Origin of the sequence: Streptantibioticus rubrisoli (genome assembly GCF_024436055.1) — a bacterium.
Classification (GTDB): Bacteria; Actinomycetota; Actinomycetes; order Streptomycetales; family Streptomycetaceae; genus Streptantibioticus_A; species Streptantibioticus_A rubrisoli.
The window spans coordinates 37,380-54,865 of the sequence record NZ_JANFNH010000008.1; the positions used below are offsets into that span (position 1 = coordinate 37,380).

Below are 17,486 nucleotides of genomic sequence, written 5' to 3' on the forward strand. Positions count from 1 at the left end.
GGTCTGCGATGACGATCGCTGGCGCGACGCGGAATGCGGAAGGCCCGCAGGATGGCTGCCTGCACGAGTTGTTCGACGCACAGGCGGCGCTCCGCCCCCGTGCACACGCCGCCGTGCACCACGGCCGCGCCCTGGCCTACGGTGAACTCAAGGCAGCCTCCGAGGAGTTGGCCGCCCGCCTGCACCACGCAGGGGTGCGGTACGGCGACACCGTGGGCGTCCTCGGAAACCGCTCGCTGGAAGCGCTGGTCGCGTTCGTGGGCATCCTCAAGACCGGCGCCGCCTACGTCCCCCTGGACGACACCTCGCCGCCGCACCGCCTCCAGGCCATGGCCGACGAAGCCGGAGTGCAAACCGTCGTGACGCTGCCCGGCAGCGTCCGCCGACTCCGCCGGGTACGTACCCACATCGACCTGGCCGCCCCGGCGCCCGCCAGCCCCGACAACGTACCGCGGCCGCGGACCACCCCGGCGGACTGCGCCTACGTGATGTTCACCTCCGGATCGACCGGCCGCCCCAAACCGGTGGCCGTTCCGCACCGCGGCGTGGTGCGGCTGGCCGTCTCGGACCTGGTCGCACAGCGACCGCGCCCGGGCGAGCGGGTGCTGCACGCCTACGGGCTGTCCTCGGACGCCTCCACGATCGAGATCTGGGCCGCCCTGCTGGGCGGTGGCTGCCTGGTCCTGGTCGACCGGGAGGATCTGCTCTCGCCCGCGGTGCTGGAGGAGCGGCTGGCCGCCGAGCGGGTGGCCATCGCCTATCTGACGACGGGCGTCTTCCACCACGTGGCCCGCGCCCGGCCGCAGGCACTGCGCACCCTGCGGTTCGCGTCCGCGGGCGGCGAGGCGATGGATCCGGACCTGACCCGCGCCGTACTGGCGGCCTGTCCGGACACCACCGTCGTCAACTTCTACGGGCCGACCGAGAACAGCGTGGTCTCCACCGCCTACGTGGTGCGTGAACTCCCAGCGGGCCAGCAGAGCGTGCCGATCGGCCGCCCCCTGGAGCATTCCGTCTGCCACGTCCTGCGGGAGGACGGCACGCCCGCCGAGGTGGGGGAGGAGGGTGAACTGTTCGTCGGCGGCGAGGGCCTGGCCCTGGGCTACCTCGGCGACCCCGAACTGACCGCCGCCCGCTTCGTGGAGCGCCCGGTCGCCCCCGGCACCCGGCTGTACCGCACCGGGGACCGTGCCGTCCGGCGGGAGGACGGCGAACTGGAGTACCGCGGCCGGGCGGACCGCCAGATCAAACTGCGCGGACAACGCATCGAACTGGACGAGATCGAGGCCCGGCTACGGGCGGACGACGCGGTCGGCGAGGCCGTCGTGGAAGAGGACGGCGACACCCTGACCGGCTACGTCACCCCCGCCCGCGAGGCAGAGGCGGTGCCGCTGGACCGGGTGCGCAAGGAGTTGGCAGCATGGCTGCCCCCGGCGGCGGTCCCGGCCCGGCTGGTGGAGGTCGCGCAGTTCCCGGTCACCGCGGCGGGCAAGGTCGACCGACGCCGACTGCGGGAGGTCGCGGACCGCGTCGCACCGGTCGAAGTCCCGGGCGAGCACGGCCCGTTGGCCGATGTCTGGCAGACCGTGCTGCGCGCCCAACCAGGCGCCGACGATGACTTCTTCGAACTCGGCGGTGACTCACTGCTGGCCGCCGAGGTCGTCAACCGCACTCTGACCGCGCTGGACATCGACGCCCGGCACGGCAGCACCCTGGTGCACAGCCTGCTCCGGCACCCCACGCTGCGCGGCTACACCGCGGCCGTGGACGCCATCCAGCACAGCAAGTCACCGCATACGTCGTCCCCGGTGGACTACCGGGCCGAAGCCCGGCTCGGCTTCACCCTGCCAACGCCCCGGGCACCCGCCCCCAACTGGCGGCGGCCCCGCGACGTACTGCTCACCGGCGCCTCCGGATTCGTCGGCGCCTTCCTCCTCGACCGGTTGCTGCGCCGCACCGACGCCCGCATCCACTGCCCGGTGCGCAGCCGGGACCGAACCCACGCCGAACACCGCGTGACGGCGAACCTGGCCCGCTACGGCCTGCCCCGCCCACCGGCCGACCGCCTCGTCTGCTTCCCGGCCGACCTCGCCGAGGAAGACCTGGGCCTGCCGGTCGGCCACACCGACGAACTCGCCGACATCCTCGACCTCGTGGTGCACGCCGCGGCTCAGGTCAACTTCCTCTATCCGTACGACGCTTTGCGCAGAGCCAATGTGAGCGCCACCAAACAGCTGGTGCGGCTGGCGGCGCAGCGCGCAGTGCCCGTGCACTTCCTGTCCACCATCGCCGTGGTGGCTGGCTTCGGTACCGCGGGCGTACGCGAGGTGGCCGAGGATCTTCCCCTGGACCACGCCGACCGGCTCACCATGGGCTACGCCGAGAGCAAGTGGGTCGCGGAACAGTCACTTCAGGAGGCCGCGCGACAGGGCCTGCCGATCGCGGTCTACCGCCCCTACGAAGTCACCGGCGACCGCGACACCGGTGCCTGCAACACCGAAACCGCCATCTGCTCACTGTTCAAGACCGTCGCCGAGACCGGCCTCGCCCCCGACATCCCGCTCCCGTTGGACTTCGTACCCGCCGACTACCTCGCCGAAGCCGTCGTCCGTATCGCCACCGAACAGCCCGCGACCAACCTCACGTACCACCTCACCAACCCCCGCCCGGCGACGCTGCACGCCATGCTCGACCGGATGCGCGCCGCGGGGCACCAGATCCGCCAACTGCCCTACCGGGAATGGGTCGACGAACTGGTCCGTCATGTCGCACGCAATCCCACCAGCCCCACCGCACCGTTCGTGTCGCTGTGCGTGGACCGCAGCCACAAGGCGGACATGTCCGTCAAGGAGATGTACTTCGAAGGCACGTTCCCGACGCTGGGACGCACCAACGTCGAGCGCGCCGTCGGCGACCTGCCGTGCCCGCCCGTGGACGCCGACCTGCTGGACCGCTACCTGGAGTACTTCTACGCGACCGGCTACATCGAACGACCCACGAAGTAGCGGCACTTCCCCCAGAAACGGCAACCCGGAAGGCCAGCCAGCATGACCGCACCGTCCCCCCAAGCGCCGGACCGCGAACCCGACGTGCTGGACTTCCCGCTCCCGCCACCGGGCAGCATGGGCCCGCCCGAGCAGTACGCACGGCTGCGCACCGACTGCCCGGTGGCCCGGGTCGGTATGCCGCTGGGCGCCACCGCCTGGTACGTCACCCGTTACGACGACGTACGCGAACTCATCGCCGACCCACGGCTGGTCAGACCCACCATCAACGACTGGCCTGCCCGCCGCGACGACCCCGCTCACCACGGCCCCGCCCTGACCACCATGGCGGAACTGGAGGGCCCACGGCATGCCGCGCTGCGTCGGGCAGTCGGTCCGGCGTTCAGCGCCAGGTCCATCCGGGACCGCATGCCGCGCATCCGGTGCCTCGCCGAGCGACTGCTGGCGGATTTCCAGGACCGCGGTAGCCCCGGCGACCTGGTCGCCGGATTCACCGAGCCGTTCCCCCTGCTGGTGCTGTGCGACCTGGTGGGCATCCCGTACGAGGACCGAAACCGCTTCCTGCCCGTACTGGACGACGCGCTCGATGGGATGGTGAGCGCGCGGGAGAGCCGCCGGGTCACCGATCTGCTGCGCGGGTACGTCGGCGAACTCATCGCACGCAAAAGGCGATCACCCGGTGACGATGTGCTGAGCCAACTCGTCCACCAGTGCGGCGAGGGGGAGTTGAACGATGAGGACCTGCTCGCCTTCGGGTTGTCCATGCTCACCGTTGGCTTCGGCATCAGCGGCTTCTTCCTGGCCAACGCGGTGCACACACTGCTGGCCCAGCCCGGCCACTACGCCCGGCTGCGCGACGCACGGCATCTGATGTCCGACGCGGTGGAGGAAGTGCTGCGCTACATGCCGGTGATGAACGGCACCGTCCTGCTGCTGGCCACCGAGGACGTCGAGGTGAACGGGCAGACGGTCCGCAAGGGCGAAGCCGTGGTGCCCGTGCTCGCCTCCGCCAACCGCGACGAGAGCGTGTTTACCGACGCCGACCGGCTCGACCTGTGCCGGGCCGCCAACAACCACCTCGCCTTCGGCCGGGGCGTCCACTACTGCCTCGGCTCCCATCTGGCGCGCGCCGAACTCACCGTGGGACTTGAGGCGTTGTTCGACCACTTCCCACTACTGCGCCTGGCTGGCACACCCACCTGGGACGACGAGTCCCTGACGAAGTCACCACTGACCCTGCCGGTCAGCTGGTGAGGGAGGACCGAGCCGTGACCGGCACACCGCGGACGGCGCCGCCGGCACCCGACATGGATATGCCCATCCCGCCACCCGGCAGCATGGGACCGCCCACCGAATATCCACGGCTGCGCGAGCAGTGTCCGCTGGCCAGGGTACGGCTGCCGATCGGCGCCACCGCCTGGTACGTCACCCGCTACGACGATGTGCGCGACCTGATCGCGGATCCCCGCCTCGTCAGACCCACCATCAACGACTGGCCGCCCGGTGCCCGCGGTGCCAGCGCCGACGACGAGCCGGGCCTGATCACCATGATGGAACTCAACGGCCCACGGCACGCCGCCCTGCGCAGGGCGTTGGCCGAGCCGTTCAGCGTGCGTTCCATCCGGCGCCGACTGCCGTGCGTCCAGCGCTGCGCCGACCTTCTGCTGGACGAGTTCGCCGAGCGCGGTCGGCCCGGCGACGTGGTCGTGGGGTTCTGCGAGCCGTTCCCGTTGCTGGTGATGTGTGAGCTGGTGGGCATCCCGTACGCGGACCGTGAGTACTTCCTGCCCATGGCGGACGCCGCCCTCGGCGCGCTGGTCACCCTGGAGGAGGGCCGCGAAGCCACCCGCCTGCTGCGCGAGTACATCCACACGCTGCTGGACCGCAAGCGGCGCGAGCCCGCCGACGACATGCTCACCCAACTCGTGTCCGACTGCGACCGCGGCACCCTGGACGAGGAGGGCGTGCTGAACTTCGGCCTGTCCATGCTCATCGCCGGATACCGCACGAGCACCATGTTCCTGAGCAACGCCGTACTGGCCCTGCTCACCGAACCCGGCCAGTACGCCCGGCTGCGTGACGACCGCGGTCTGCTGCCCGGTGCGGTGGAGGAACTCCTGCGCTACGTACCAGTGATGAACGGGGTCGTCGTCCTGCAGGCGGTGGCGGACATCGAGTTGCACGGCCGCACCATCCGCGCGGGCGACGCGGTGCTTCCGGTGCTCGCCGCGGCCAACCGCGACGAGCGCGTCTTTCCCGACGCCGACCGGCTCAACCTGTGCCGCGCCGACAACCCCCACCTGGTCTTCGGCCGCGGCCCGCACAACTGCATCGGATCCCATCTGGCCCGCACCGAACTGTCCGTGGGGCTCGGCGCGTTGCTGGACCGCTTCCCCGAACTGCGCATCGCGGAGGGCCACCACACGATCTGGGACGACGAGTCCCCCAGCAAGTCACCACTGACCCTGCGGGTCGACTGGTAGCCAACGCGCCACACACCGGCCGCCCGCGCCGTGCCCGTCTGGCCCGTCGCGGCGTACCGCGCGCCAACAGCCCGCATGTGTGTACCTACTAGTATGTACGATCGGATCATCGGAGGCCTGCCGCCCAACGCCATCCTGAGAGGAATCCTCTGCCATGCCATTCGTTCGTATCGACGCGTTGCGGATCGACAGCGATCGGCTCGACGCGCTCGGCCGCGCCGTGGGCGATGCCCTGGTGGAAACGATCCGCGTCCCGCCCGAGGACCGGTTCCAGGTACTGACCAGCCATGACGGCACCAACAGCACACTGCGCTACGGCGATTACCTCGGCGTGCCCCGTGACGAAGGCATCGTGTACGTCGCGATCACGATGCGTTCCGGCCGCAGCGCGGCGCAGAAGCGGGCGCTGTACCGGCGGATCGCCGAACTCGCCCACGAATACGCTGGAACCGAGCCCCGGAACGTGTTCGTCACCGTCACCGAGAACGAGTCGATCGACTGGTCCTTGGGCTACGGGCTGGCGCAGTACGCGGAGTCCACCGAGGCGGTCGGCCAACGGTGACACCCACGCGGCCCGCGGGCGGGCACACCTGATGGGGCGCCGGTGGGCGCGATCACGTCGATTGCTCGGTGGCCGCCGGTGCCGGTCGTGGCGGCACGCTCGTGGTGAACAGTCTGTCCAGGTATTCGTCGACGGCGGTCAGTACGTCCTGGGGCTCGATCACGTCCAGTTCGATCAGTGTGGTGAAACCAGTGAGGGCGAGCAGCAGATTGGTCTCGGTCACCGGGTCGCGGTCAGGCTGGATGTATCCGTCGGCCATCGCCTGACGGACCAACTGCTCGACGAGGGCGCGCCCTTGAGTGATCCCCTCCCGCGCCCGCGCATGGACGGTGCTGTCATGCAGCGCCTCCAGTACGTAGGCGGCGCTCATCCGGCTGGTCGCGCGAGCGTCGGCGTGCAGGGGCAGCATCTCCGTAAGCATCACTCGCAGTACGTCGCGCGGGTGCGGCTGATCCCCCAGCTCCTGGAGGCCCTGGTCGACGCGCAGCGATGTCTGCTCTGCCGCGAAGTCCATGGCGAAGGAGAGCATCGCCTCCCGGGAGGTGAAGTAGTGCTGCAACTGCCCGAGGGAGATGCCCGCCTCCTGGGCAACCTCGCGCATCGTCAGGTGTGCGACGCCGTGCTGCTCCACCACCCGCCAAAGTGCTCGGGCGATCGCTTCGCGGCGTTCGCGGTGATCCACCTGTTTCGGCATCGTGGGCTTCTCCGTTGGGGTTCGCGTTCCCATACGATTGACATAATACATCTGACCTATAACCCTGGAGGTCCGCTGAGGATGGAGGCGACATGCCCGAACGGCCAAGGGTGCGAACCGCGCAGGGTGTGGTGGAGGGCCGCTGGCGGCAGGGGCACGCGGAGTTCCGCGGCATCCCCTACGCCCAACCACCGGTGGACGCACTCCGCTTCGCCGCCCCCGTTCCGCCGCGGCGGTGGGAAGGGACAAGAAGGGCGGCCGAGTTCGGCCCCGTGCCACCGCAGTCCGGGCCGGTCCCGGCGAGTTCGCCGGAAGGCACCGACTGGTTGACCCTCAATGTCTGCACCCCGGATCCGGGTAGGGCGCGGTTGCCGGTGCTGGTGTGGATTCCCGGCGGCGGCTACATGGCGGCCGACTCGGGCGACCCGATGTACGATCCGGCGGCGCTGGCCGGGGCGGGACTGGTCGTGGTGAGCGTCAACTACCGGGTGGGCGCGGAGGGGTTCGCGCTCCTCGACGGTGCGCCCCCCAACCGAGGATTCCTGGACCAGATCGCGGCACTGCACTGGGTTCGGCGGAACATCGCTGCCTTCGGCGGGGACCCGGACCAGGTCACCGTCGCCGGACAGTCGGCAGGGGCGGGATCGATCGCTGCCCTGCTGACGATGAAGCCGGTGCGCGGCCTGTTCCGACGGGCCATCACCCACTCGGTACCCGGCCTCCACTGCACCCCCGCGCTGGCGGAACAGGTGGCCGCCGAGCTCGCGCACCGGCTCGGCGCCACGCCCACCGCGGCGTCCCTCGCCGATGTCAGCCCCCTACGCCTGGCTGAAGAGGTCACCTCCCTCAGCGCCGATCTCCCTGGCTACCGCGGGAGTTGGGGGCGGCTCTCCCAGACCGGTCTTGCCGTATGCCCCGTCGTCGACGGTGAAGTCCTGCGCGAGACGCCCTGGGCCGCACTGGCCAGTGGCCGGGCGGACGGAATCGAGCTCCTCGTCGGACATGCCCGGGACGAATTCCGTCTGTTCACCGTCATGAGCGGACGGCTGGGCACGTTCACCGACGAGGATGCCCGTACCGCCCTGGACCTGTTCGCCCCGGCACCGGACGGCGCCCACGCCTACCGTGCCGCCCACCCGCACGGCAATGCTGAGCAGTTGGTGGAATCGGTGTACTCCGACGCTCTCTTCCGGATACCTTCACTGAAGTTGGCCCAGGCGAACGCCGCCGCTGGCGGTAGCTCGTTCCTCTTCGAACTGCGACTGGCCTCCCCGGCCTTCGGAGGGGCCCTGGGTGCCTGTCACAGCCTGGACGTGCCCCTGGCATTCGGCACGCTGGCCAGCCCGAACGGCAAAGGGCTGCTCGGCGACCCACCCAGCCCACAGGCCATCGCGGTGTCGCGGGAGCTCCAACAGGCATGGATCGGCTTCGTCACCACTGGCGACCCCGGCTGGGCCGCTTACCGCCCCGACCAGCAGCTCACTCGGGTCCTGGACGCCGAATCGAAGACGGTTCCCTACCCCGAGCAGACCTCCGGCCAGATCTGGGAAGGGCACCTCCCGGAACCCTTCGATCTGGTGTAGGAGCGGGCCAACGGCCGCCGGACCCGGTTGTGTTGAAGATCCCGGCATGTCAAACCCACTGGTGGCAGCGTATGAAGGCAGAGCCTCTTGGTGGCTCGGTGGGCGTTGAAGCCGGTCCGAGCGACCAGGAGGCCCTGATCTCGCTGTCTTCGGTGGGGGAGGGGTTGATCCGTCGCGTCAGTTCGGCGATGTGTCACCGTGATCGACCCGGCTGATCGCCCTTTGGGCCGCACGGAGTACCTCACGTGCAGTGACAGCGCGAAGGCGCATGTGCCAGTAGACCGCAGCCTACTGAGAAGTCGTCAGGAGGGCAGATGCCACTGCTGGGCGCCTGAGCCGTTGCAGTCGTAGATTTGGACTGGCGTGCCGTTGTTGGTGCCCGCGTTCCGCACGTCCAGGCAGCGGCCGGACTGCGGGTTCACTACCGAGCCGTTCGGCTGCGGCTTCCACTGCTGGGCGCCGGAGCCGTTGCAGTCGTAGAGCTGGACTGGTGTGCTGTTGCCGGTGCCGCCGTTCCGCACGTCCAGGCACTTGCCGAGGGCGTGCAGCGTGCCGTTGGAGGCGACGGTCCACCGCTGGGCGCCGGAGCCGTTGCAGTCGTAGAGCTGGACCGGTGTGCTGTTGGCCGTTCGCGCGTTCCGCACGTCAAGGCACTTGTTGGCGAGGCCCGTTATCTGGCCTGAGGGCCCGCCGACCGGTGGCCCGCTCAGGACGACGGCCGAGATGTACTTCGTCGCGTAGTAGCCGAAGCCGCAGAACCCCGTCGATGTCCCGTTCCCCGTGACCGTGTTCCCGACCACCCCGAACTCGTGCGGTATGCCATCTCCGTCCAGCCACATGCAGACGACCTGGGCCTGCCAGACCGTGCCCGCGGGCACCGCCGAACAGGTGGCGATGCCTTCGGGGCCGTTGGGGTGCGTAGTGCACTGGCCGGGGTCTGCCTGTGCGGTGGTGACCGAGGTGAGGACGCCGAAGAGCGCGAGCACCGCCGTCAGCACGGCGGCAGCGGTACGTCTAAGTCTCTTGCGCATGGTGGTGCTCCTTCCGTTCGTCGTTGATCGGATGAGTCGCCAAGCGCCTCACAGGCTGATGGAGACCTTCCAGGGGTGTCAACTCGCCTGTGGGCAGGTCGACTTCGGGTTGGTCGCGCTGGAATCAATCAATCAATCCGGCTACCGACGATGACCTCATCCGTGCTGGTGGGAGCAGGTGTGCGGCGAGGACGTCGGCCGGTGGGCGGAGCGCCAGCGGATCGTCTGGATGAGCGCGGATATGCACGGGAACGCGGCTGACAGCGGTGAACGTCTTCGGTGGTATCCGTCGGACACGGCGGACGCGCGGTGGGCCGCTGTCAGGCCGCTGCTGCCGGTCCCGGCCTGGCTGGAGGGACGGGCGGGCAGCCGCACAGGTACTCGCGCAGACCGGCACCGGGCCGTAGCGGAATCCGAAGCGGAACGGGTTGGTGATCAACCGGCCGGGGCACACGCCATCACGATCGCCACCCCACCCCCACCGGCGCGGATTCCGCTGGCCACACGGCCACAACGGCGCCCAATCGCGGCTCTCGCCGAGCGGGTCGCCGACCTTCCGCCCCCGCCCACATGGTGGGCGGGGACTCCTGCTGGGACGGCAGTGACTACTGTGGGGCGTCTAAGCGGAATGAAAGCTGGAGGACAGGACGGTGTCGGATTCGGTGGCGGGACCGGAGACGGACATAGGTCGGCTGGTCGCCGGACGGTATCGGCTGCTCGAGCGGATCGGCCGCGGCGGCATGGGTACGGTCTGGCGCGCCGAGGACGAGCTGCTCGGCCGACAGGTCGCCGTCAAACGCGTACACGCCCCGCTGCAGCTGTCCGACGAGGAGATCGCGACGCTGCACGAGCGCACCCGCCGCGAGGCGCGCAGCGCGGCCCGTATCACCCATCCCGATGTCGTCACCATCCACGACGTGGTCGAGGACGCCGGTGCGCCGTGCATCGTGATGGAGTACGTGCCCTCGTCCACCCTCGGCGAACTGCTCAAGCGGAACGGCACCATCGCGCCGACCGAGGCGGTCTGGATCGGCTGCCGCATGATCGCCGCGCTGCGCGCCGCCCACGCGGCCGGAGTGCTGCACCGCGACATCAAGCCCGCCAACGTCCTGCTGGGCACCGACGGACGCGTGGTGCTCACCGACTTCGGCGTCGCCCAGGCCGTGGGGACCTCCACGCTGACCAGGACCGGTGAGCTGATCGGCTCCATCGACTACCTCCCGCCCGAGCGGCTCAAGGGCGGCAGCCCGAGCCCCGCCTCGGACCTGTGGGCGCTGGGTGCCACCCTCTACCAGGCGGTGGAAGGGCGGCCGCCGTTCCGCAAGGACACGCCCGTCGAGACCGCGTACGCCATCGCCGCGGATCCGCTCGAACCTCCCCGGCAGGCTGGCCCGCTGGCCGACCTCATCGCGAAGCTGCTGGTCAAGGAGCCGGAGAACCGGCCAGGAGCCGAGTACGTCGAGCAGGTCCTGCGCGAGCTGGCGCAGGAGGCGCCGACGGACGGGACGCCCGAACCGCCCACCGAGCCGCAGCCGACCCCGTCGTCGGTGACCGGTACGACCAAGCCCGCGCCCGCCGGGGTGCCCGAGCCGACCGGAAGGCGTCGCGCCGAAGCCGCGAAGCGCGGCGGCCGTACGTTGCTGCTGGCCGGGGTCGCGGTGGCCGTCGCCGTGGCGGCGGGCTGCGGATACTTCTTCCTGGCTGGCCATGGGACGGCAGGCGCTACCAACGAGACCACGCCCGCCCCGTCCGACCCCGGCCCCGGGGTGACGCCGTCCGCACCGGCCACCGAGCGGGGCACGCCCACGCCGCCACCGGTGCCCCACGGATACCACTTGGTCAAGGAGGACCAGCTCGGCGCCTCGTTCCCGGTACCCGACGGCTGGCGGCGCCAGGTGAAGTCCGGCACCGAGATCCAGTACCTCGATCCCAGCGGTCTCGTTGGCCTGACCGTCGACGTCATCGACCCCGCCAGCGCCTCGCCCCTGCAGCACTGGCAGCAAATAGAGCCGCAGGTCAAAGCCAAGCTGCCCGGCTACCAGCGGGTGAGCATGCAGAACACCAGCTATCTCGGGCAGCCCGCCGCCCTCTGGCAGTTCACCTTCCGGGGGCGGGCCCGCCAGTTCCAGGCCGTCGACCTTGGCTTCGGCCGCGAGGGCGGCGCCGAGCACGCCATCTACCTCTCGGCTCCCAGCAGCGACTGGAGCCGGTATCGCCCTGTCTTCGACACGGTGCGCGACGGTTTCCGCACGACGAACTAGCTGGACCGGTGACGGGGATGTTTTCCGCGCCGTCGGTCCTGGCGAGAATATGGCCACCCGCTTGATCGTCCTGCCGGGGCCGTACCAACTGCTCGTCGCCGACTGATGACCCGTCAACGGAAAGCAGGGCCAGATGACCGCACCAGGCGCGAACCCGCTCAAGGGAATCCGGGTTGTCGACCTCTCCAAGATCCTGGCCGGGCCGTATGTGACCATGTCGCTGGCCGACCTGGGCGCTGATGTGGTCAAGGTCGAACATCCCGACGGCGGCGACCCGACCCGGCGGTGGGGTCCGCCGTTCAACGGCCCCGACGCCGCGTACTACCTGGCCGCCAACCGCAACAAGCGCTCGGTGACCCTGGACCTGAAGTCCGCCGAAGGCCAGGAGGCCGCATACCGGCTGATCGCCGAAGCGGATGTGGTCGTGGAGAACTTCCGCCCCGGAAGCACACTCCAGGAGGCCTTCAGATACGACCGCCTCAGCGCCGCCTACCCCAGGCTGGTGGTCCTGCACATATCGGCGTTCGGCGAGACCGGACCGCTGCGCTCGGAACCCGGCTACGACATGGTCGCGCAGGCGGCGGCGGGCCTGATGTCCCTGACCGGTGAGCCGGACGGCCCGCCGGTCAAGGCCGGTTACGCCATGGGGGACCTGGGCGCGGCGCTGTTCGGGACCATCGGCATCGTCTCGGCGCTGGTCGAACGGGCCCGTACGGGAGTCGGGCAGTACCTCACCACCTCGCTCTACGAGTCGCAGCTCGCGCTGCACGTCAACTGGGCCACGAGCTACTTCACGACCGGGGAGGCACCACACCGGCTGGGCTCCGGGCATCCCAGTCTCGTTCCGTACCAGGCCTACCCGGCCTCCGACGGACACTTCGTGATCGCGGTCGGCAACGACGCCCTGTGGCGGCGGCTGTGCGACCTCATCGGTCGTCCCGACCTGGCTGCCGACCCCCGGTTCCACACCAACCGCGACCGCGTCACCCACCGCGCGGAGCTCAACTCCGAACTGGAGAAGACACTTCGAGATGACACCGTCGAGCACTGGTGTGACGCACTGAGGGCAGGCGGCATCCCCGTCACGCCGATCCGCGGCCTTGACGAGGTGTACGGGTCGGAGCAGACCGCCGCGCTCGGCATGGTGCAGACCGTGGAACACCCCGTCGTCGGGCCGCTGGAGCAGGTCGGTTTCCCGGTCAGTTTCAAAGGCGTCCGCCCAACGCCGCGCTCGGCCCCGCCCACCCTCGGTCAACACAACCACGAGGTGCTCAGCGCGCTCGGCTACGGCGACGAGGACATTCGGCGGCTCACGGCACACAGGCCACAGCGGGACCGTTAGCGTCAGGTGTTCTTGACCGCCTGGTCCAGCGCCTCGGTGAGCTCGTTGAGGCTGTCGCGCAGTGCGATGGCCTTGGCCAGGTTCAACCGGGTGCCCGAGGCGACACCCATCGAGACGTCGCAGGCCCGGCCGCGCAGCGCGTCGCCCGCCTCGGTGGTGCGTACGAGCACGGAGCGCTCGTCCTCGTTGCTGCGGCGGCGTTCCACGAACCCGGCCGCTTCCAGCCGCTTCAGCAGCGGGGAAAGCGTCCCCGAGTCCAGCCGCAGCCGCTCGCCGAGGCTCTTGACGGCCACCTCACCGTGCTCCCACAACACCAGCAGCACCAGATACTGCGGGTAGGTCAGGCCTGACTCCCGCAACAGCACCCGGTACAGGCTGTCGAACGCCCGCGAAGCGGCGTGCAGCGCGAAACACAGCTGGTCATCGAGGCGTGGTGGCTTCGGCATCCCGGCTGGCGCGCTGTTCGTCATGACATCTATCGTAGCGTCTCGATTGTCCACCGTTCGATTGCCCGCAACCTATTTTTCGGTCTGCCGGGTGCGCCTGCTTCGCAGGCGCGCCGATCCCCGCTCGGGCGGCGCGCGACAGGATACGGGCGGCACCCTCGGCCCGGCGCGCTGCGCCGCCGCTCAGAAGCGGTGTTCCTCAACGTCGATGACGGGTGCGGCGGGGCTGGGCGGCTGCATCCGCCGCCGCTTGAAGATGCTGACGTAAGTGGCGAGGCCGATGATGCCGACAGCCATCATGATCAGGCCGACCAGGGCGACGTTGATTCCCTTGACATGCCAGTCGACTGCGAAGGTGAGAATCGCCCCCAAGCCGATGAGACCGATGCATCCTCCGATGCCCATGGTGATGACGCCTCCTTGGGGTTGGGCGGCTGTCACGTGCGTGGGTCTTCGCCTACCCGTAGGCTGCGCCGCCATGCGGGCACCCCGGTGGCGCGCGACCGCCCGCGTCCCGCCGGATGGGGCGCACCGGGGAAAGCGGTCGACGACCTTGCCCTGGTGCCCAGTTCGCGGTTGCCGTCTACCATGAGGCCTGACCGGCAGTCACCCAGCCAGGGAAGGCAACCGAAGGGCGGTCTCTCGTGTTGTACGCCTTTGGATTTGACCGGATCGGCGTCGTGGTGAGCGACCTGTACTTCATCGACCCGGATCCCGAACCGGGGCAGGAAGGCGCCGAGCACGGCGTACGCCTTGAGCTGCGCATGCTCGCGGAGGGAGCCTTGAAGGGCTCGATCTACTCCGCCCGCCCGATCTCAATCGACCGACCGGTATGGAGAGTTGACCTGCTGGAGTCGGTGGCCGGGCCGACCGGAAGCTTCAACAGGACGCACCATCACCCGAGGTTCGACGGCTGGGAGCCGGGGCGACGGGTGTTCGTCAGGGAGTTGTCCGCCGATCCGCTGAAATGGCTTGGGCAGAAGCTCTCGGACCTGCCAGGTGTGCTGGCGGACGCGGGCGTGCCCGAAGCCGAGGTAGCGCCAACGGACGCGGCGCGACTGCGCGACTGCGTACCGCAGATCCTGGAAGTGGTCGAACGACTCCTGAACTCCGTGTGGTCCGGAGGACTCGGCCAGCCCCCGGCCGACGGCGCCGAACTCACCGAAGCGAGGGTCAGTTGGCTGTAGCGGCGACGCGCTCCTAGAACGCCGCCAGGACCAGCGCCGTCGCACCGGACACGCCGACACACACCATGGCGGCACGCGCGGTGAGCGCAGCCCCACGGGCCAGCCGGGGATACCTGGGAACAGCGGCCCGCGGGGACTGGCCCGTCCAGACGGCCGGTATCGCGCACGCCAGAAGGAAGGCGCCAGCGAACGTCAGGCAGAGCCACCCGACGGCGTACGCGGGACCTGCCATGTAGTAGTCACCGGGGTTCGCTCTCGTCACGGGCACTTGATCGCCGAGGTCAGAGCCGTCCACGTCGTTCACCAGCTCCGCCTCGTCGTCGGTGACGCGCCGGTCGGTGGACTGGAACGTGCCGTCGCAGACGGTGTTGTTGCCTCTGCCGCTGCGCACCGACGCGCAGTAGAGGACCTTGAAGGTGCCCGGCGTCCCCGCCAGCCGGGAGGCGTACGCGAAGCCGCAGGGGCCGTAGACGAGGAAGAACAGGGCCATGAGCGACATCAGCGCCCCGACGAAGCGCCTCCTCACGGACGCCTCCGAACTGTCGGTGCGTACGCCCTGCCTGCGTATGCCCTGCCTGCGAAGTGCCATGCGCCCTTTCTACCGCGCGCCACCGCCCACCCGATCTTCGGGTCACCACTCCAGGCGCCAGCCCGTGGACGACCTGGACGCTGCCGCCGATGTGGTCGTCGAACTCGTCAAGGTGCGCCTATGAGGCATCGAGGCGTGGATAGACCACTTCTTCGAGGATGAGCCGGATCGCCGCGGCGAGCGGAATTCCGATGAGGGCGCCGGGGATTCCCAGCAGACTGCCGCCGATCAGTACGGCGACGATCGCGACCATCGCGGGGACCTCGACCTGCTTACCCATGATCCTCGGAGACAGCAGATAGTCCTCGGCGAGCCGGTAGGCGGTGTAAAAGCCCCCGGTGGCCGCGGCGACGGGCAGGGAGACGGTGAGTGCCACCAACGACACGACCACCCCCGCGATGGTGGAACCCACCATGGGCACGAGATCCAGCAGGGCCACGAAGAACGACAGCAGCAGGGCGTACGGCACGCTGAAGATCTCCAGCCAGGCGAGCGTACCCGCCGCCGCGATGAGTGCGAGCATTCCCTGCCCGACCAGATACCTTCCGACCTTGGCGAACACCTCGTCAGTGATGAGCTCGACCCGGGTCCGCCGTGAGGCCGGAACCAATCGCAGGAACGTGCCCTTGAGCGTGGGCAGCCCCAGCAGGAAGTACACCGTGAGGACTGCGGCGACCACCACCGAGGCGAGGGCGCCCAGAACCAGCTTGCCCGCCCCGAACAGTCCGCCCGCCAGTGACGCACCGCCACTGGTGAGCAGCTTTTGAAGCGCCTGCTGGATATGGAACTGCCGGTTCAAATGACCCAGGAACGAATTGGCGCGCTGCAGGTCATGCAGATAACCGGGGAGTCTGTGCGCGAACTGCTCGGCCTGATCGGCCAACGGAGGGATGGCCAAAGACAGGAAACCGGTCAGCACACCCACTCCGGCGAGCGCGATGACCAGCACCGCCGCCCAGCGGGGCAGCCCGCGGCGTCCGAACCAGCGCACCGCCGGATCCAGGCCGACGGCAAGGAAGAGCGCCAGTGCGATCAGCACCAGCACCGCGCGGACGGCAAGCACCATCTCCGCCACCGCGACCGTAACCGCCACTCCGGCAGCGGCCCACATGCCGACGAAGAACGGCGACCGCCGGTCCACCGGCCGCCCTGGATGACCGAACCGCCGGTTCTCAGCGGCGCCCGAGTCCTCACCCGGCTGTTCCACCGACGGATCACCTCCCAGGCGTCGGAGTGTCACCATGATCCGTGTCCGCGGCGCACTCCCGCATCACCGCCACTACCCCGGATTGCCCAATCCCACCAGCGAATCTGATGGACGCTCGAGGTGACGGGTCAGCCACCGGCCGCGATCCGCGTGGGAATATCGAGAGGGTGGATGAAGGGCTTGCGGATATGGCGTTCCAGGGCTCGCCGACTACTAGGAGAGGCGCCATGGCCACCGACGCTCCACCCTTTGCCGTGCCGGGAGGCACCAGGTGATGGCCAGCGCGCGAGAGCGCCTGCACCACATCTGGCGGCTGTCCAGGGCCGAGCAGTTGTGGCGCGACGGCAAGAGGGTGGAACTCATGCACCGCGCCATGGGCTTCGCCGCCCTGGCCGTGGTCACGCTGGCCCCCCTGCTGATCCTGGTGGCCGCGGCCAATCCCCTCAAACGGCGGGGGTTCGCCCTGTGGGTGGTCGACGGGATGGGGCTGTCGGGCAGTCCGGCCGACTCGGTGCAGCGCCTGTTCGCCACACCGGCCCGGGTGCTCAGCGCGACCAGCGCGTTCAGCGTTCTGGCGCTGGTGGTCTTCGGCCTGACCTTCGCCGCGAGCGTGCAGACCGGCTACGAGAAGATCTGGCTGCTGCCCAGCGGACGGTGGCACAAGGTCTGGCGGCAGGCGGTGTGGCTGGTCGCCATGACCGCCTATCTGTACGGCGAGGTGCAAACGGGTCTGGTGCTGCAACGCCGTTGGTGGGAGTCGGCGATCCGGGTGACGCTGACCCTGCTGCTCGGTGTGTTGTTCTTCTGGTGGGGGCAGTGGTTCCTGATCGGCGGCCGGGTGCACTGGCGGGCTCTGCTGCCCGGCGCCGCGGCGACCATGGCGGGCCTGGTGGGGCTGCGCGGCTTCTCGATCCATGTCTTCGCTCCACTGATCGTCAGCAACGCGGTCAGCTACGGCGCTCTGGGTACCGTGCTGGTCGTGCAGTCCTGGCTGATCGGTGTGGGCTTCGTGGTGTACGGCGGTGCGTTGTTGGGCCAGGTGTGGGCACCGGAGGAGGAGAAGCACGGCGGCTGAGGCGACGGCGACGGGGCCCCA

General features: G+C 69.5%; 15 protein-coding genes. 9 read left to right on the plus strand and 6 right to left on the minus strand.

The genetic code is table 11. The features are described from left to right. The first annotated feature begins 8 nt into the window (after positions 1-8). The 4 genes from NON19_RS11165 to NON19_RS11180 all read left to right on the plus strand — a co-directional run bounded on the left by NON19_RS11165 (position 9) and on the right by NON19_RS11180 (position 6,050). Complete coding sequence (locus tag NON19_RS11165) at positions 9-3,005, plus strand: amino acid adenylation domain-containing protein (protein ID WP_255926875.1); 2,997 nt, start codon at positions 9-11, stop codon at positions 3,003-3,005. A gap of 42 nt (positions 3,006-3,047) precedes the next feature. Then, a complete protein-coding gene (locus NON19_RS11170; protein WP_255926877.1) occupies positions 3,048-4,259 on the plus strand; it encodes a cytochrome P450 in 1,212 nt (403 codons plus the stop codon). Positions 4,260-4,273: 14 nt separating this feature from the next. Further along, positions 4,274-5,488, plus strand: a complete 1,215-nt coding sequence (locus tag NON19_RS11175) for a cytochrome P450 (RefSeq protein ID WP_255926879.1) — start codon at positions 4,274-4,276, stop codon at positions 5,486-5,488. Positions 5,489-5,642: 154 nt separating this feature from the next. Then, complete coding sequence (locus NON19_RS11180; RefSeq protein ID WP_255926880.1) at positions 5,643-6,050, plus strand: tautomerase family protein; 408 nt, start codon at positions 5,643-5,645, stop codon at positions 6,048-6,050. Positions 6,051-6,102: 52 nt separating this feature from the next. Here the strand turns inward: NON19_RS11180 and NON19_RS11185 are convergent, their stop codons facing one another. Next, positions 6,103-6,744, minus strand: coding sequence for a TetR/AcrR family transcriptional regulator (locus NON19_RS11185; RefSeq protein ID WP_255926882.1), 642 nt, complete (start codon positions 6,742-6,744; stop codon positions 6,103-6,105). A gap of 92 nt (positions 6,745-6,836) precedes the next feature. Here NON19_RS11185 and NON19_RS11190 point away from each other — a divergent pair, with 92 nt between their 5' ends. Beyond that, positions 6,837-8,327, plus strand: a complete 1,491-nt coding sequence (locus NON19_RS11190; RefSeq protein ID WP_255926884.1) for a carboxylesterase/lipase family protein — start codon at positions 6,837-6,839, stop codon at positions 8,325-8,327. A gap of 302 nt (positions 8,328-8,629) precedes the next feature. Here the strand turns inward: NON19_RS11190 and NON19_RS11195 are convergent, their stop codons facing one another. Then, positions 8,630-9,358, minus strand: coding sequence for a ricin-type beta-trefoil lectin domain protein (locus NON19_RS11195; RefSeq protein WP_255926886.1), 729 nt, complete (start codon positions 9,356-9,358; stop codon positions 8,630-8,632). Positions 9,359-10,008: 650 nt separating this feature from the next. Here NON19_RS11195 and NON19_RS11200 point away from each other — a divergent pair. Beyond that, positions 10,009-11,619: a serine/threonine-protein kinase gene (locus NON19_RS11200; RefSeq protein WP_255926888.1), complete on the plus strand. Its 1,611-nt coding sequence runs from the start codon at positions 10,009-10,011 to the stop codon at positions 11,617-11,619. 133 nt (positions 11,620-11,752) lie between these two features. After that, positions 11,753-12,961: a CaiB/BaiF CoA transferase family protein gene (locus NON19_RS11205; protein ID WP_255926890.1), complete on the plus strand. Its 1,209-nt coding sequence runs from the start codon at positions 11,753-11,755 to the stop codon at positions 12,959-12,961. 2 nt (positions 12,962-12,963) lie between these two features. Here the strand turns inward: NON19_RS11205 and NON19_RS11210 are convergent, their stop codons facing one another. Both NON19_RS11210 and NON19_RS11215 read right to left on the minus strand, forming a co-directional pair. Then, positions 12,964-13,431: a MarR family winged helix-turn-helix transcriptional regulator gene (locus NON19_RS11210; protein ID WP_255926892.1), complete on the minus strand. Its 468-nt coding sequence runs from the start codon at positions 13,429-13,431 to the stop codon at positions 12,964-12,966. A 159-nt stretch (positions 13,432-13,590) separates the two neighbouring features. Further along, positions 13,591-13,812, minus strand: coding sequence for a DUF6458 family protein (locus NON19_RS11215; RefSeq protein WP_255926894.1), 222 nt, complete (start codon positions 13,810-13,812; stop codon positions 13,591-13,593). A 239-nt stretch (positions 13,813-14,051) separates the two neighbouring features. Here NON19_RS11215 and NON19_RS11220 point away from each other — a divergent pair, with 239 nt between their 5' ends. After that, positions 14,052-14,594, plus strand: coding sequence for a hypothetical protein (locus NON19_RS11220; RefSeq protein WP_255926896.1), 543 nt, complete (start codon positions 14,052-14,054; stop codon positions 14,592-14,594). 13 nt (positions 14,595-14,607) lie between these two features. Here the strand turns inward: NON19_RS11220 and NON19_RS11225 are convergent, their stop codons facing one another. Together NON19_RS11225 and NON19_RS11230 are read right to left on the minus strand one after the other, a co-directional pair. Then, positions 14,608-15,183: a hypothetical protein gene (locus NON19_RS11225; RefSeq protein WP_255926897.1), complete on the minus strand. Its 576-nt coding sequence runs from the start codon at positions 15,181-15,183 to the stop codon at positions 14,608-14,610. Between the two features lie 118 nt (positions 15,184-15,301). Then, positions 15,302-16,390, minus strand: a complete 1,089-nt coding sequence (locus NON19_RS11230; protein WP_255926898.1) for an AI-2E family transporter — start codon at positions 16,388-16,390, stop codon at positions 15,302-15,304. Positions 16,391-16,664: 274 nt separating this feature from the next. Here NON19_RS11230 and NON19_RS11235 point away from each other — a divergent pair, with 274 nt between their 5' ends. Then, positions 16,665-17,465, plus strand: coding sequence for a YhjD/YihY/BrkB family envelope integrity protein (locus tag NON19_RS11235; protein WP_255926899.1), 801 nt, complete (start codon positions 16,665-16,667; stop codon positions 17,463-17,465). Positions 17,466-17,486 lie beyond the last annotated feature (21 nt).

What these genes read in the sequence shown, in the direction of transcription:
- NON19_RS11165 (WP_255926875.1), top strand. Translation starts at nt 9, where the DNA reads ATGACGATCGCTGGCGCGACGCGGAATGCGGAAGGCCCGCAGGATGGC.
- NON19_RS11170 (WP_255926877.1), top strand. Translation starts at nt 3,048, where the DNA reads ATGACCGCACCGTCCCCCCAAGCGCCGGACCGCGAACCCGACGTGCTG.
- NON19_RS11180 (WP_255926880.1), top strand. Translation starts at nt 5,643, where the DNA reads ATGCCATTCGTTCGTATCGACGCGTTGCGGATCGACAGCGATCGGCTC.
- NON19_RS11185 (WP_255926882.1), bottom strand. Translation starts at nt 6,744, where the DNA reads ATGCCGAAACAGGTGGATCACCGCGAACGCCGCGAAGCGATCGCCCGA.
- NON19_RS11190 (WP_255926884.1), top strand. Translation starts at nt 6,837, where the DNA reads ATGCCCGAACGGCCAAGGGTGCGAACCGCGCAGGGTGTGGTGGAGGGC.
- NON19_RS11195 (WP_255926886.1), bottom strand. Translation starts at nt 9,358, where the DNA reads ATGCGCAAGAGACTTAGACGTACCGCTGCCGCCGTGCTGACGGCGGTG.
- NON19_RS11205 (WP_255926890.1), top strand. Translation starts at nt 11,753, where the DNA reads ATGACCGCACCAGGCGCGAACCCGCTCAAGGGAATCCGGGTTGTCGAC.
- NON19_RS11210 (WP_255926892.1), bottom strand. Translation starts at nt 13,431, where the DNA reads ATGACGAACAGCGCGCCAGCCGGGATGCCGAAGCCACCACGCCTCGAT.
- NON19_RS11215 (WP_255926894.1), bottom strand. Translation starts at nt 13,812, where the DNA reads ATGGGCATCGGAGGATGCATCGGTCTCATCGGCTTGGGGGCGATTCTC.
- NON19_RS11225 (WP_255926897.1), bottom strand. Translation starts at nt 15,183, where the DNA reads ATGGCACTTCGCAGGCAGGGCATACGCAGGCAGGGCGTACGCACCGAC.
- NON19_RS11235 (WP_255926899.1), top strand. Translation starts at nt 16,665, where the DNA reads ATGGCCAGCGCGCGAGAGCGCCTGCACCACATCTGGCGGCTGTCCAGG.